The organism is Pseudoalteromonas sp. SR45-4, assembly GCF_014163535.1.
Taxonomy (GTDB): Bacteria; Pseudomonadota; Gammaproteobacteria; order Enterobacterales; family Alteromonadaceae; genus Pseudoalteromonas; species Pseudoalteromonas nigrifaciens.
Map to the genome: position 1 here is coordinate 112274 of NZ_JACJDO010000003.1, position 15474 is coordinate 127747.

Consider the following 15474-nt stretch of genomic DNA (forward strand, 5'->3'; position numbering starts at 1 on the left):
GGTTTTTTTGTTGCTTCTAATTTAGAACGAGAAGCTTACTTTAGTATAAATATAACGACCGCGTGGGTTATGAACCCCAGACGCATAACCGTAAAGGTCAGAATCGCCATCACCAATTGCAAAAGGAGGCTCTTCGTCAAACAAGTTATTAATACCTAGTGATAATTTAGCTGACTCAGTGATACGGTACGACGTTTGTAAGTCAACCAACACTTGTGAATCAATCATACGTGATGTATTGCTATCAAAATCTAAGTTACCGTCAAAGTCGATATCAGGTGTGTCTTCAAACTCACCAACATAACTTAAGTTAACATTAGTATTAAAGTCGCCCACTTCCCAGTTAGTTGAGAAAATCCAACGATGCTCAGGGTAACCATACTCACCAGAGTAATCACGGCCATCTTTTTCAAATTTGTTTTGGTAAGCCCACTCTAAATTGAATTTCAATAAACCTAAATCATCCAATGAATGATTGTAATTTGCTGAAAAGTCGATGCCAGATACTTCTTGTGAAGAGACGTTTTCAAATGTGCTATAGATTTTTTGAATTGAACCTAAGCTTTCACCATTAGTAGGCGGTAAGCGAACACATACAGTACTGTTTTGATTACCACACTCGGCAGCATAAATTGGACCAAACTCTTCTTGGTCAATTTTATTGTCTTGGGTGATGCTCCACACATCAACACTTAAACCAAACTCTGCGCTAGGGGCCCAAATGAAGCCGACGTTCCAAGATTCAGACTCTTCAGGTTGTAAGTCTGCATTACCAGAGAATTGAATGTTGTAATCAAGTGCCTGACAGTCTAAGCCCGTTTGTTGACAGCGTTGAGTATCAATAAAGAACTGACTTTTTTCTGATGGACCTAGGCCAACTTGTGCTAAAGAGGGTGCTCTAAAGCCTTGTGCCCATGAGCCACGAACCGTGATTTCATCACTAGGTGCCCAGCGAAGTGCAACTTTTGGATTGGTAGTTGTGCCAAAATCGCTATAGTCATCGTGACGTCCAGCAAGTTGCAATTCTAATGTATCAGCTAGTGGAATTGAAAATTCAACATAAGCAGCATATTGATCGCGCGATGCTGCGGCTGATACAGCTTCAGTACCAAAAATTAAACCGCGACGGAACTGATCATCAGGGATATCTGTAACGTCTTCTTCGCGGTACTCAATACCGGCTGCCATCATCACCACATCGTCGCCAAAGCTAAATGCTTCACCGCTAATGTTTGCGTCAAATGAGGTCATATGTGACTCACCTTGACGTACTAAGCTAGTAGTGATTCTGTCGATTACTGCAGGATCGTTATAAGTGCCGCCAAATGGGTTGTAATTACCGGCATCTATTTCTTGTTGTAAAAAGTCGGTACGCACCCAGCCTTGTGAGCGATCGCCAGTTTGCATTGATTTACTACGACCTTTTTGTACCGCTGTCTCCCAGCTCCAGTCGTTAAACTCGCCTCGTAAACCCGCTACAAAACGCATCGTATCTGATTCAATATCCCATTGGCGAGCACCGGCATCAACCGTTCTGTAACGGCCAATATCTATATCTTTACCAAATGGGTTATTAGGATGATTTGCTGGCACAGTAAGCCCTGCATCTTCATCTAGCGGAGTTGGCGCACCCATAGCCACAGAGCTATTGTGTTGTACTGCCATTTCTAAAAATGCGGTAATACCATTATCAAAATTATACTCAAACTGCGAAATAGCCCCAATACGTTCAGATGCTGGTGCAATATAGCCGTATGGGCCGTAATCGAACAAACAGCTGCCACTGGCAGTTGCGCTATCGGCTGGACAAGCAGGGTCAATGGTTTTTACACCATCAACGTAAAAGTAACCAGGGAAGCCACGTGATGAACGAAAGTCCTCACCACCTAAAGCTCTTTGATCTGCAGTGCCTAAACTGCCCATTTCACTTGACGATAAAGAGGTGTTTTTAAAGTAGTCAATAATAACGGAAGCACTGCTTTTTTCGTTACTTGTACCCCAAACGATGCTGGCTGATGTTTCTTCGTAATTAGGACCGTCAGTGCCACCGTAGCCTAAGTTTACTTCAATACCATCAATATCTTTTTTCAAGATAACGTTAACTACACCCGCAACAGCATCAGAGCCATAAATAGCCGATGCACCATCTTTTAAAATGTCGATACGTTCAATCGCTGAAACAGGAATACTGTTAATATCAACAAATGAGTTAGTAATACCTTCAGCGAATGCACTAATAGCAACACGGCGGCCATTAATAAGTACTAAAGTTGCGTCAGCACCTAGGCCACGTAAACTTACCGCTGCAGAACCATTTGCAGTAGAGTCTTGGTTATTACCACGGGTAGAGAAAGTACCGCTACCTGCAACAGGCATTCTTTCAAGCAACTGCTGTAGGTTGTCATAACCCATGTTATCAATATCGGCTCTACTGATAGATTGAACCGGAGAAGGGCCTTCCATATCAGAACGTTTAATACGAGAGCCCGTTACTTCAATGCGTTCTACTTTTTTCACTTCATCAGCGGCGTATGTTGTTGTTGTAAAGCCAGCTGTTAATGCCAAAGTAGCCCCTGCAATTAAGCTAGGGGTAAATGCAAATTGCTTCATCCTTAAGTCCTTGTTAGTTTTGTTGAATTTGGTAGCTAAAAAAGCCTCCATATTAATACCATGTAACAAAGGTGTTAGCAATTGCGGTGTGGTGTGACTTTAGTCTGGGTGTTGCTGGTAAAATAGTCAGTGTGTTTTATTTACTTGGAGATAGAAGTTCGACATAAAGCGGGGTTTTAATATAAATCTTGCTTTGCAATTAGTGGTAAGAATTAAATAGTTTAGTGAGCACTTATTTTGTAATAATTTATTCTTTTATTAACAGCCACTAAGTTGCAGTATATTTATGCAGTTTGGTTTAAAATTGTGCGTTAAATTATTTTAAAATAAATAAAAAAACGCCTAATAAATTAGGCGTTTTTATTTATGCTTTATGCTTCATTAAGCGTTCTTTTTCACGCGACCAGTCTTTATCTTTACCGTCTTCGCGTTTGTCGTGTAATTTTTTACCTTTTGCTAAATGAAACTCAAGTTTCACCCAGCAATTCTTCCAATACATAGCAGTAGCAATTAATGAATAGCCATCGCGTTCAGTCGCGCCTACTAAGCGATCTAGCTCGCGTCTGCTTAATAGTAACTTACGATAACGTAAAGGATCACAAATTACATGGGTAGATGCACTGTTAAGAGGCTGAATTTGGGCGCCTAATAAAAATGCTTCACCGTTTTTAAGATGGATATAAGTTTCAGTGATGTTAACTTTGCCAGCTCGGATGCTTTTTACTTCCCAGCCTTGGAGCTCTACACCCGCTTCAAACTTATCGTGTAAAAAATACTCATGTCGCGCTTTTTTGTTAAGCGCGATGGTATTGCTTGTCGATTTTGATGATTTATTCTTAGCCATAGTGCCCTATATTATACGTAATACGAGATGTTTTACATCGATTTTTTAATAATGCATTTAAAAGCTTAGTAATTAATTTAAGCAGCGTGAAAGTTTGGGGAAACGCGTAAAGCTTGCTAAAATTCCACCACACAGTTGGGAGTGAGTATGCCACAAATAAAAAAAAGTGCGCTGGTTATGTACAGCACTAAAGAGATGTTTGACCTTATTAATGATGTAGAAGCCTATCCTCAGTTTTTACCTAATTGCTCAGACTCAAAAATTATTAAGCAACACAATAATAGCATGACCGCGAGTTTAGAAATATCAAAAGCAGGTATAAAAAAGTGGTTTACCACAGAAAATACCTTTGTTGATGAGCAAACCGTGGTATTAAATCTTGTAGATGGTCCGTTTAAAATGTTGCAGGGGCGTTGGCACTTTCAACAACTTGACGCAAATGCTTGCAAAGTAGAGTTACAATTAGACTTTGAGTTTTCGAGTAAGTTGATTGAGTTAGCGTTTGGTAAAATATTTAATGATGTTGCAAAAAATATGGTGAGTGCGTTTACTCAGCGCGCGAAACAGGTTTATGGAGCGAGAGTATGATTGATGTTGAAGTTGTATTTGCACTACCCGAAACAGCAACAAGCTTAACAATAGAAGTTGTTAAGGGAACAACGGTAGAACAAGCTGTTATTCAATCAGGAATTATCGAAAAACACCCAGAAATAGATGCTACAGCACTAACACTCGGTGTTTGGAATAGAACTGTAAAGCCTAATCAAGAGCTAAAAGAGGGGGATAGAATTGAAATTTATCGTCCTTTAATTGCCGATCCTAAAGATGCGCGTAGAAAACGAGCTGAAAAAGCGAAAGAAGAAGGGCGAGCAAATAAAGTAACCGGTGGCCGTCCTATAGAGCGATAGCATAAGGTTTTAGCTATTATAAAGGTGAGCTTAACTCACCTTTATAATTTTATAAGCGAGGGTGCTTATTGTTCGAGTGGAGTAGTAAAGTTTTCTGGCTGTTCGTAATCACCTGAAATAGAAGCAAGCTTTTCATTTTCAAAGTTAATAACCAGTGATTTGTACTGCTCGTTACTACGGCCTTTATTAAAGCTATATACATAACGCCAAGTGTTATTATCAAATGCATTTTCGGCGATAGGCTTGCCTAATACATAAACAACTTGCTCACGAGTCATGTTTACACGCAGTTTATCAACATCAGATTGTTCTAAAAAGTTACCTTGAGGGATGTTGATTCTGTATACCCAGCTAGAACACCCAGCTGCTGAACTAAGCGTTAAAGCAACGATAAGCCAAAGAGAAAAAGTTTTTAACGACTGCATTGTTAGTTGTGATCCTTATTTTTTATAATCTGCATGATACCGATTAGTCACTGAAGGTAAAACCCTTTTAAGCAATTGTTTTTTGTTAAGGGCATTAAGTTAAGGTAGCGATTTGACCACTGATAATCAAAAAAGTTTAAAATGCAGTGATCAGAGCTGCTTAAAAAAGCCATCTATCTGGTATTTGTATATAGTACAAACCCGCTACGGCCATTGGTATACGGGTATAACGACCAATGTTGAGCAACGTCTTGCTACGCACCAAGCGGGTAATGGTGCAAAAAACCTTAAAGGTAAAGGCCCACTTTTACTTATTCATCAGCACAGTGTTGGCAATAAAAGTGCAGCAAGTAAATTAGAATACCAAGTGAAAAAATTATCTAGGGCTAAAAAAGAAGCCTATGTAGCATCATTTAAGACGGGCTAAGTGGGAGTGGTGTTTTAGCAAGCTGGTTAATAAAGGCTTCTATTAATAGCACTGCATCAGTAAAAAGTTTGCTGTTAATATTCTCAGCGGTGTCATTACTTGTATGATGGGCACTGTCGTAGCCCATGCCAAAGTAAACATAAGGGATTTTTTGTCTTGCAAACGAATAGTGATCGCTCGCTTTATGCCAGTTTATATTTTTAGATTTTATATATCTGCTCATTTGCGCTGCGGAGTAAACCGGTTTTAAATTTACATTATTATTTTCAACGGCTAAAAACACACTATTTAAGGTGTTTTTTAACGATCTAGAGGTTAATACATATAAGTTGCTACGACGTTTTTTAACCCCTAGCATGTCTAAATTTATGTTCATAATAACGCTATTTGGTAGCAGTGTTTTGGCAAAATATTTACTGCCATGTAAGCCGTTTTCCTCTGCATCTGTGGCTACAAAGGTAAGAGAAAAAGGCAGTGGCTTATCATTAAATACGCTTGCTAAATAAATTAAAGCAGCAACACCGGTGGCATTATCATTTGCTCCAGGATGCAGTTTTCCGCCACGTTTACCTAAATGGTCATAGTGTGCGGTAATAATAATACGAGTGGCTTTTTGTAATGGGTCGCTTGCCTGTGTTACTGCCTCTAGAGCACCTATGTTGGAACTAATAATATTAATACCACACGCTTGGCTAAATAGGCCCGATTTATAGCAAAATGGCTGCTCGACCACGTTATTATTAACTTGGCTTAATCTGTGTTTTATATAGCTTCTTGTAAGCTCTGCGCTTTGAGAACCTGTTTTTCTACCTGCAAGTTGCTGGTCTGCTAAGTAATATAAATCATCAATAAGTAGCTGCTGCGCCGTTTTACTATTAACAAAAGGGCTTAAAAGCAGAAAAATAATAACGACAGTTAATTGTTTAATGGGCACCTACCTTTGCGGTTAATGATTGCAGCGCTTTTAACTTTGCGTCATAACGTTTTTTGTCATGTAAAAAATCAGCATTTTTTCCGGCTTTACGCAAATGGTACTTTGCTTGCTTTGTATCGCCCCACTGAAAGTAAACTCGCGCCAAGCCAAAATGACTTTCGTGAAGTGTGGGGGATAATGTATAGGCCTTTTTAAAGTGTTTGAGTGCTTTAGCGTAATATTTATGTACGTACTCGGTATTACCAAGTGATATATGGTAATAAGGATTACTTTGGCGCTGTTTATCAAGCTGATTAAGTATTTGAGTTCCTTGCATCTCTCGCTCTGTAAGTAAGTACAACATAGCAAGATTACCTTGTGCTGTGTTGTTGTTTTTATCAAGATGAAGGGCGTAATTATAAGCTTGCTCGGCTTCATTTAAATAGTTAAATTGCTTAAATAAAACACCTAAGTTCCCCCATGCAACGCTAAAATTAGGTGCTACCTTAGTTGCTGCATTAAAGTAGCTATAGGCTAATTCATATTGTTTATTTATTAGCGCAGTAGCACCTTTATTATTATAAAACATAGCGGTAACAGTATTTTTTGATAATCGTGTTGTTTTAAAGCGTGCTTGTCGGCTGTTAGAGTCAAAGTCGATAATTAAGCGCTGATCTCGTTGGTAAAATAAAGTGCCAGCATCTTTTATTAGAGGTTGGCTATTAAGGCTTAAATTTATGTGTCCGGTTAATAAATTAACGCCTTGATCAAGTGCCCAATATTCAGGGATATGTACTTTTTGAAATTGCGCTTTTAAGCCTAAGTGCTCCGCTAAGCTATACGCTAATATAGATAATGACAAACAGTTAGCGTTTAGATTTTGATAGCTTTGTGCAGCGGTTAAAGTGGCAGATGAGCGATAGGCAAGTGAGTCATCACCATTTTTTAATAAAAAGCTAAATATGCCTTGTGCAATATGTTGGGCTGAATTTTGACTGTTTAAATGAGAATCTAATTGCCGCGTTAAGCTGGTATCTAATTTAAATATTTCTGCTGGAGTTTCGATCTGTTGTAGCTTAAAGTTTGCTGGCTCAATGAGTTGCGGCAGCGCTAACTTTGGCGGTGAGCTACACGCACACAAAAAAAGTATAAAGCTAAATGATAAATAATATTTAAGTTGAGTGGCTTTCATATAACACCTCTAAGCAAAACTACTTACCAGTTAAGTGTAGTTGTAATTTTACTCAGAGGTATAATTTAAATGTTACAAAAAATGAGTTAGCGATTTGCCTCAAAAGTGGCAACAAGTGACGCAAGCGTTTGTGCGCTATTTGCTAAATCGCGAATAGCCTGCTCAGTATTTAATTGCTCATTCATCGACTTGTCGCTAATTTCACTAATTTGCTCAATATTACGTCCTACATCGGCTACTACATTACTTTGCTGCTCTGTTGCTGTTGCGATTAAGGTTGCCATATCATTAATTTGATTTGCTGTTTCAGTAATTGTATCAAGCAGCTCAACTGAGTTTTGCATTGCCCCTACACTTTGCTGAGCTTTACTTTTGGACTGACTAATATCGGTAACAACATCATTCGATATTTGGGTTAATTCTTCAATCATCGACTGAATTTCAGTGGTTGATTGTGAGGTACGATTAGCCAGCGCTCGCACTTCATCGGCAACAACAGCAAAACCGCGACCGTGCTCGCCCGCACGCGCAGATTCAATAGCAGCATTAAGCGCAAGTAAGTTTGTTTGCTCAGAAATACCTCTAATTGAGTCAACAATACTAGCAATATCAAGCGTTTTTTTAGAAAGTAAGGTTACTTGCTCTGTAATGCCATCTATGTCGCTAGCAAGAGCTGCAATAGTCGTTTGGCTTTGCAGTACCTGTTGATGGCTTTTACTGGTGTTTTCACGGCTACTATTGGTTAACTTCGCCGTGTTGGCGGCACTTTGTGCTATTTCTTGTACTGTTGCGCCCATTTCGTTAATGGCGGCAGCAACTGATATTGTTTGCTCTTTTTGCTGATCAATTGCTTGTGAGTTATGTTTTGCTTGCGCAAACACGTGGTCAGAGCTTTGGCGGATCCCATGGCTTTCATGGGCAACTTGTTTAATTGCTGTGTCTATTTTTTCGATGAATTGATTAAAACCATCGGTTAAATTATTTAGCTCAGGTTGCGCAGAGTAAGGAAGTCTATATGCTAAATTAGCATCGCCTGTGCCTAAACGAGAGAATAGCTCGGCTATTTTCGACAGTGGCGACGACAATGAGCGAGCAAGCAAATAACTAATACAGCTCGCTATAAGGGCGATAATTATAGTGAAGGTTAAAATTTGCCATTCTAATTTACTCACACTCGAAAACACTTCGCTTTTAGGTACTTGGGCTACAACAAAAAGGTCAGTATTTTTTATTGGTGTTGCAGCAACCAGGGTGTCTTCACCGGCTAAGTTAATTTCTGCCAATGAAAAGCCATTACTATTTAATAATTTATTATGTATATTTTCGCCGTACAGGGCATCTATATTTACTTTAGCCACTTTATTGGCGTCTTTGTGTAACTGGATCAAGCCATTTTTATTGGCAAGAAAAACAAATCCAGATTGCTCAATCTTAAATTGCTGCAGTAGCTTTTGCATATCGGTAATGCTTTTAGCAAGCCCTGCCAAACCTAAACCATTGGGTTGCTGATGGTTAATAAACATTTTTACATCGTTAGCAGATTCTTGATAAATACTAATGTCATAAGGGCGCTTTGACTGTTTAAATGCGAAAAACCAGCCATCTGCGGCATCGTTTTTTAATACGCGTAAAAAGCCATTTTGGTTCCAGTATTGTGCGGTGTCTCTATTTGCCCATGATGCAGTAGCAAGATCGTACTGCTGTACTAATCTATTTAACTCATTAAGAAGTTGAGAGTCGTCCTCGGTGGCTGAATTTGCCCAATCAATCAGAAATACATTTGAAGAAAGTTGTTCTGCGGCGCCTAAAAGCTCGTTTATTTCGCCACCAATATGGTTACTAATAGTTTGTAACTTGCTTGGAAGTTCAGACTCTATCATGCGCTTTTCGATGATATCCTCTGCGTTATGTAACGATGTTAAGCCGATGAGCGCGGCAACACAGATTGCTATAACACTGCCTAAAGCGGTGATTTTTTGAGTAATAGAAAGGTTTTGTATCATCATAAGGGTAATTTTGTTTACAACTGAACCAAGTAGGTGATTATTTTAACACATTATATATTTTGAGCGAGTGATGAATAGCGCGCCATACAGGTACGAAAAAGCCCACCGCAAAAGCAGGTGGGCTTGGTTTCTAACAAGTGAAACTTAGATTAACTTGGGATTAAACTATTTTTTTCATTGCTGACATGTAACCGCGTAATGTAGCGCCTACTTTTTCAACAGGGTGTTCACGTAATGCTGTATTAATTTGAATTAGCGTTTGGTTGTCTACTTGATTACTATGCTCACCTAAGCCTTTACCAATTACGTCGGTGTCAATTTTTTGCATAAAGTCTTGTAGCAAAGGTAAACATGCGTGGTTATATAAATAACAACCATATTCAGCCGTGTCCGAAATTGTACGGTTCATTTCAAATAACTTTTTACGCGCAATGGTATTAGCAATCAGTGGCGTTTCATGTAATGACTCATAATAAGCCGACTCTGCAATAATGCCTGCGGCAGTCATGGTTTCAAATGCAAGCTCTACGCCTGCTTTAACCATAGCGACCATTAAAATACCGTTATCAAAAAATTCTTGCTCAGCAATTTCAACATTGCCCGGTGGGGTTTTTTCAAAGTGAGTTTCGGCTGTTTCTGCGCGCCATTTAAGTAAGTTTGCATCATCATTATTCCAGTCTTCCATCATGGTACGTGAAAAAGTACCATCGATGATGTCATCTTGATGTTTGTTATATAGTGGGCGCATAATTTGTTTTAGTTCTTCGCTTAATTCAAACGCTTTTACTTTAGCTGGGTTTGAAAGACGGTCAAGCATATTGGTTACGCCACCGTATTTAAGGGCTTCAGTAATTACTTCCCAGCCGTATTGAATTAGTTTTGAGGCGTAACCTGCATCAATGCCTTTTTCAATCATTTTATCAAAACATAAAATAGAACCGGTTTGTAACATGCCACATAAAATGGTTTGCTCGCCCATTAAATCTGATTTTACTTCAGCAATAAATGACGACTTAAGTACGCCGGCTCTGTGGCCGCCAGTACCTGCAGCATAGGCTTTAGCTTGAGCTAAACCATGGCCTTGTGGGTCGTTTTCTGGGTGTACAGCAATTAGAGTTGGTACGCCAAAGCCACGTTTGTATTCTTCACGCACTTCAGAGCCTGGGCATTTAGGTGCTACCATAATAACGGTAATGTCGTCGCGTACTTGCATACCTTCTTCAACAATATTAAAGCCATGAGAGTAGGCAAGGGTTGAGCCTTGTTTCATTAGTGGCATAATTGCGTTTACCACTGAAGTATGTTGTTTATCAGGCGTTAAATTTAATACTACGTCGGCAGTTGGAATTAGTTCTTGGTAAGTGCCTACAGTAAAGCCATTTTCAGACGCGTTTAAAAATGATTGACGACGTTCACTAATGGCCGAGTCACGCAGCGTATACGACACATCTAAACCAGAATCACGTAAGTTTAAGCCTTGGTTTAAGCCTTGTGCGCCACAGCCTACAATAACCAGTTTTTTACCTTTAAGAGCATCAACGCCGTCAGTAAACTCGTCTGCGTTCATAAATTCACATTGGGCTAATTGCGCCAATTGTTCGCGTAAAGGTAAGGTATTAAAATAATTCGCCATGTTAGTGTCCTATTGATTCAGTTTGTTAGATGCATTGCTGTTGCTTTGCTTAACTCAACCATATGAAAAATCTTTTCTTGCGTAAACTGATATATTTGCATTAGAGTGTTTCATAATATGAAACACTGGGTTGATTATGGATCACAAGCATTTAAATTACTTTTTAGCGTTGGCAAAAACATTGCACTTTTCGCGTGCCAGTGAACTTTGTCATATAAGTGCGCCGACATTGAGCCGTAATATTAAGCAGCTTGAAAGCGAAGTGGGGGTAATGCTATTTTTACGTGATAACCGCAGTGTAAAACTAACCCGCGAAGGGCTGGCATTTATTGACTACGCCACATCCACATTGGCTAATTGGCAGCGCTTTAAAGCGAACCTAAAAGAGCCACAGCAGTATATTTATGGCAACGTGAGTATTTATTGTTCAGTAACCGCATCGTACAGCTTTTTACATCATATTTTAGAGCAGTTACGCGCTCAACATCAGCATATAGAAATCACCCTAAATACCGGTGATCCTGCGCTGGCAATAAACCGTGTTTTAGATGGCCACGAATCTATGGCTATTGCTGCTAAGCCAAATAAGTTACCTGCACAAATTGCCTTTGTTGATATTGGCTATTCGCCGCTGGTATTTATTGCGCCTAAAATTGCGTGCTCAATTACGCAAAAGCTTGCTAGTAATACACCTAGTATTGATTGGTCAGAACTTGAATTTATTGTGCCAGAGCAAGGGTTTGCTAGGCAGCGCTTGGAGCAATGGTGGCGAAAAAATAATATTCAGGGAAAAATTTATGCACAAGTAGCGGGGCACGAAGCGATGGTATCTATGGTGAGCCTTGGCTTTGGTATAGCAATGATCCCTAAAATAGTTTTAGATAACAGTCCACTACAAGACAAAGTACACGTTTTACAAACAAATACACATGCACCTAAAGGTATTGATATTGGCTTGGCAGTATTACATAAGGAATTAAACGACCCGGCTATAAGTGCCTTGTGGAATATAGCGCAAAATATGGGTGAAAAAATAATTTAATGCAATACACTTACTAAGGTTGCTCTTAGTATAAAAGCCCAGATAGCGTAAGCCTTTAATCTACCGTTCCTCTATTGCCTATCAATAGAGCTGTTAGGCTAAGTATATAAGCCGCAAAGTAATCATAATTGTATAAAAGTTGTTAATGATTGTAACTGCCTAGAGCTTGTTCTCAATGACCTTGCTACTATGGATAAATGGCCTTTTTATATATGTACGATGAACACAATGCGGTTTTATTTTATAATAATATTATTAATCTCTCTTTCGTTTAATGCTCAGGTATTAGCGCAAAGTGACGAGCCTGTAGATGCACATATATCTACAGAGCAACTGCATTTAAGTATGAGTATAGGGGCGGGAGTAATAACTAATCCATTATATGGTGCAGATAATATTCCGTTGGTGATCATTCCTCAAATAGCCTTTTATGGCCAACAATGGTTTTTTGATAATGGCCGAGTTGGCTACTCGTTTAAACAAACGCAACAGCATAACTTAAGCCTAGTAACAGAATTAAACCCTGAGTCGCGTTTTTTTATTGATTGGCACCCGCAAAATATATTTGCGCTAAAAAGTGCTAGTTCAAATAATCAATTTACTCAGTTAGAAACAGATACCTCGCCTCAACAAATAAATATTAATAATATTAGTAAGCGCAAGCTCGTTTTAGATGCAGGTATTAGTTACTCCTTTGTAGCTGAGCAGCAGATGTTATCCGTGCAAGCATTGCACGATGTAAACTCAGCTTATAATGGTTGGCGAGCTGCAATACAATGGCAGTATCATGGGCAAGTAGGTAATTTGCAATTAAAGCCCACTGTGGGAGTTAATTATAAGTCTGCGCAATTAAACGACTATTATTACGGTTTAAACAGTGATGAAACACTGTTAGGTAAAATAGTAGTTGGTAGTAGTTGGCAACCTTATGCTAAAATCGATGCCCGCTGGCCCCTTAGCAAGGCCAACGCTCTTCGTTTTCATTTAGCATATTATGACTATTCGGCTATGGATAGTAGCCCGCTGTTTGAACGTCATTATTCAACGACTGCCTTTATAGGATTTGAACATACTTTTTAATATGAAGTATTTAATCTTTTTTGTGTTTATTTCTTCACTACTTAGTGGCGTTAGCGTGGCGCAAACAATTCTTGATGTATCTCCCAAAGTTTGTGTTGTCTCTGAACAGCATGATTTTTGCGATCTCAATTTGCAGTTTAAATGGCAGCAGTTAGCGGTTAAAGATGTGTGTTTGTATCAACAAAATACGCAAATACGATGCTGGCAACAGCAAGGTTCTGGTCAGTTTAGCTATAAAGCGCGTGTTCAGGTGGAGACCATATACTCCCTGATCAATCCTCACACCGGTGACTCACTTGCGAGCGTACTCGTTGAAGTACAAAGTGCCCATACTAAAAAACAGTATCGGCTGCGTTCACCGTGGAGCTTTTTTTAATTTAGGAGTAGTAAATGCCAAAAATATTACTTGTTGAAGATGATCTTGGTTTACAGCAATTAACCAAAGATTACCTCGAACATAATGACTTAGAAGTCGACGTACTAGATCGTGGTGATGAAGTGTTTACTTACCTTGAAAGTAATCCCGTCGACCTGATTATTTTAGATGTAATGCTGCCAGGTAAAGATGGCTTTAGTGTTTGCAGACAAGTACGTGATAAATACACCACTCCTATTTTAATGTTAACGGCCAAAGGTGAAGACTTTGATCAGGTAATAGGGCTAGAGCTTGGCGCTGATGACTATGTTATTAAACCGGCTGAGCCACGTGTATTATTAGCAAGAATTAGCGCATTATTACGCCGTGGGCAACCTAACTTAAAAGCCACCGAAGAGCTGCAGTTTGGCGACTTATTTATTGATAAAACCAGCCGTATTGTTAAGTTATCGGGTGCAGAAATAGTCCTAACCTCACATGAATTTGAATTACTTTGGCTACTAGCATCAAATGCCGGAGAAGTATTGAGCCGCGAACATGTGCACCAACATATGATAGGGCGACAATACGATGGCCTAGATCGCACCGTAGATGTACGCGTTTCAAGAATTCGCAAAAAACTGGGCGATAACAGCGACAAACCTTATCGGATTAAAACTGTTTGGGGGCAAGGCTATTTATTTGTTTCTGACGCGTGGGATATGTAATTAATGCTTAGTGTTAAGCTGCGTTAATGGGCAAGCTGTTTATAAGCCTGTATGTGTATATTATTGTCTCGTTATTTATTGTCAGCGGGGTAATTGAACAGCTTTGGCCATATGAAGAATCGCAGCAGCAGGTGCTACTCGACGATGAGTTTGGCCAGTCTTTGTGGTTATTATCACAAACCCCTAATGGGCTTACAAAGCTAAAAAACCATTTTTCTAGTCAAGTGATTGCTCAGCGCGATTTAATATTACCCGCCGAGCAACAAGCTCAGCTATTAAAAAATCACTACCTTTATTTATATGATAAACAACAGCGCATAGTTTGGTATGTTCAACTTAACGCCACACAACTATTACAGGTTGGCCCTATAGGGGGGGCAGCCAAGCCCGCAGCCTCTGTTTTACCCTACTTATTGCTGTTATTAATTGTAGGCATTCCTGTTGGTTTGTGGAGTTTTTTACTGTGGCGAGACTTTGCTAAGCTGCGTAATGCATGCGAGGCCGTAGGTGGCTCACAGGACTTTCAATTAACAGATAGCTCTAAATCATTTTTTTTACCTATAACGGGCACCTTGCAAGTGATGCAGCAGCGAATTGAGTTTTTATTAACCGCGCAGCAAGAGCTTACCTCATCGGTATCGCATGAATTTAGAACGCCACTGGCGCGGTTAAAATTTGCCATTGCAATGCTTCAAGACCGAATGCTCGATGATAAAGCCGAAAAATACTTAGCTAATATGCAAGTCGATATCAATGAACTTGAGGCACTGGTTTCTGAAATGCTTGAGTATGCACGTTTAGATTCACAGCAACCGAGTTTACAGCTGATCAATTGTAATTTAGTGGCAGTGGTTAAAACGGTGGTTGAAAAACTCAGTTTTGATACGCGAATAAAGTTAAGCACTACATTACCCAGTGAACTGATTTACCGCTGCGACAGTCACTTTATGGCGAGAATAATGCAAAACTTGGTAGGTAATGCTTTAAAGCATGCCAATAATAGTGTGCAAATAACCTTATTAGCGCAAGCTAATAATATAGTTTTTATTGTTGAAGATGATGGCAATGGTATTGCTGAAGTTGAGCGTGAAAATGTATTTAAGCCATTTACTCGATTGGATAAAAGTAGAGATAAAAAAACCGGTGGGTTTGGCTTAGGATTGGCTATTGTCAGTAAAATTATTTCTTGGCATCAAGGTCAGTGTACAATTGAAGATTCAAGCTTAGGCGGAGCTAAATTTATTGTCAGCTTACCGATTAGTAAATAGCAGCTTTTAATACATAAATAAAAAGTACATAAATAAAAAGTAC

Annotated in this window: 15 protein-coding genes; 8 read left to right on the forward strand and 7 right to left on the reverse strand. The window is 39.3% G+C overall.

Annotated features, from left to right (window positions below):
• Positions 1–21: 21 nt before the first annotated feature.
• Together H5058_RS02660 and smpB are read right to left on the reverse strand one after the other, a co-directional pair.
• Positions 22–2610, reverse strand: coding sequence for a TonB-dependent receptor (locus tag H5058_RS02660; protein WP_011327533.1), 2589 nt, complete (start codon positions 2608–2610; stop codon positions 22–24).
• A gap of 364 nt (positions 2611–2974) precedes the next feature.
• Positions 2975–3454 (reverse strand): SsrA-binding protein SmpB, encoded by a 480-nt coding sequence (smpB, locus tag H5058_RS02665; RefSeq protein WP_011327534.1) that lies wholly within the window; start codon positions 3452–3454, stop codon positions 2975–2977.
• 147 nt (positions 3455–3601) lie between these two features.
• Here smpB and H5058_RS02670 point away from each other — a divergent pair, with 147 nt between their 5' ends.
• Both H5058_RS02670 and H5058_RS02675 read left to right on the forward strand, forming a co-directional pair.
• A complete protein-coding gene (locus H5058_RS02670) occupies positions 3602–4042 on the forward strand; it encodes a type II toxin-antitoxin system RatA family toxin (protein WP_011327535.1) in 441 nt (146 codons plus the stop codon).
• Positions 4039–4362: an RnfH family protein gene (locus H5058_RS02675; RefSeq protein ID WP_011327536.1), complete on the forward strand. Its 324-nt coding sequence runs from the start codon at positions 4039–4041 to the stop codon at positions 4360–4362. The genes H5058_RS02670 and H5058_RS02675 overlap by 4 nt, the downstream gene beginning before the upstream one ends.
• A 65-nt stretch (positions 4363–4427) precedes the next feature.
• On the opposite strand, the gene H5058_RS02680 is transcribed toward H5058_RS02675, so the two are convergent.
• Entirely contained in the window at positions 4428–4787 is a 360-nt protein-coding gene (locus tag H5058_RS02680; protein WP_086993523.1) for an outer membrane protein assembly factor BamE, read from the reverse strand.
• Positions 4788–4899: 112 nt separating this feature from the next.
• On the opposite strand from H5058_RS02680, the gene H5058_RS02685 reads away from it, so the two are divergent.
• Positions 4900–5214, forward strand: coding sequence for a GIY-YIG nuclease family protein (locus H5058_RS02685; protein ID WP_089367892.1), 315 nt, complete (start codon positions 4900–4902; stop codon positions 5212–5214).
• Here the strand turns inward: H5058_RS02685 and H5058_RS02690 are convergent.
• From H5058_RS02690 to ilvC, 4 genes are all read right to left on the reverse strand, one after another.
• Positions 5201–6148 carry a M20/M25/M40 family metallo-hydrolase gene (locus H5058_RS02690; protein WP_179808129.1) on the reverse strand — a complete coding sequence of 316 codons (948 nt, stop codon included), beginning with the start codon at positions 6146–6148 and terminating at the stop codon, positions 5201–5203. The genes H5058_RS02685 and H5058_RS02690 overlap by 14 nt on opposite strands.
• Positions 6138–7319 (reverse strand): tetratricopeptide repeat protein, encoded by a 1182-nt coding sequence (locus H5058_RS02695; protein ID WP_179808128.1) that lies wholly within the window; start codon positions 7317–7319, stop codon positions 6138–6140. The genes H5058_RS02690 and H5058_RS02695 overlap by 11 nt, the downstream gene beginning before the upstream one ends.
• An 86-nt stretch (positions 7320–7405) precedes the next feature.
• A complete protein-coding gene (locus tag H5058_RS02700; protein ID WP_011327541.1) occupies positions 7406–9325 on the reverse strand; it encodes a methyl-accepting chemotaxis protein in 1920 nt (639 codons plus the stop codon).
• A gap of 160 nt (positions 9326–9485) precedes the next feature.
• A complete protein-coding gene (ilvC, locus tag H5058_RS02705; protein WP_182676797.1) occupies positions 9486–10958 on the reverse strand; it encodes a ketol-acid reductoisomerase in 1473 nt (490 codons plus the stop codon).
• Between the two features lie 136 nt (positions 10959–11094).
• On the opposite strand from ilvC, the gene ilvY reads away from it, so the two are divergent.
• From ilvY to H5058_RS02730, 5 genes are all read left to right on the forward strand, one after another.
• Positions 11095–12000 carry an HTH-type transcriptional activator IlvY gene (gene ilvY, locus H5058_RS02710; RefSeq protein ID WP_011327543.1) on the forward strand — a complete coding sequence of 302 codons (906 nt, stop codon included), beginning with the start codon at positions 11095–11097 and terminating at the stop codon, positions 11998–12000.
• A gap of 228 nt (positions 12001–12228) precedes the next feature.
• Positions 12229–13080: a MipA/OmpV family protein gene (locus H5058_RS02715; protein WP_011327544.1), complete on the forward strand. Its 852-nt coding sequence runs from the start codon at positions 12229–12231 to the stop codon at positions 13078–13080.
• Between the two features lies 1 nt (position 13081).
• Entirely contained in the window at positions 13082–13456 is a 375-nt protein-coding gene (locus H5058_RS02720; RefSeq protein ID WP_011327545.1) for a DUF3019 domain-containing protein, read from the forward strand.
• Between the two features lie 14 nt (positions 13457–13470).
• A complete protein-coding gene (locus tag H5058_RS02725; RefSeq protein ID WP_182676799.1) occupies positions 13471–14163 on the forward strand; it encodes a response regulator in 693 nt (230 codons plus the stop codon).
• 26 nt (positions 14164–14189) lie between these two features.
• Entirely contained in the window at positions 14190–15431 is a 1242-nt protein-coding gene (locus H5058_RS02730; RefSeq protein WP_182676801.1) for an ATP-binding protein, read from the forward strand.
• Positions 15432–15474 lie beyond the last annotated feature (43 nt).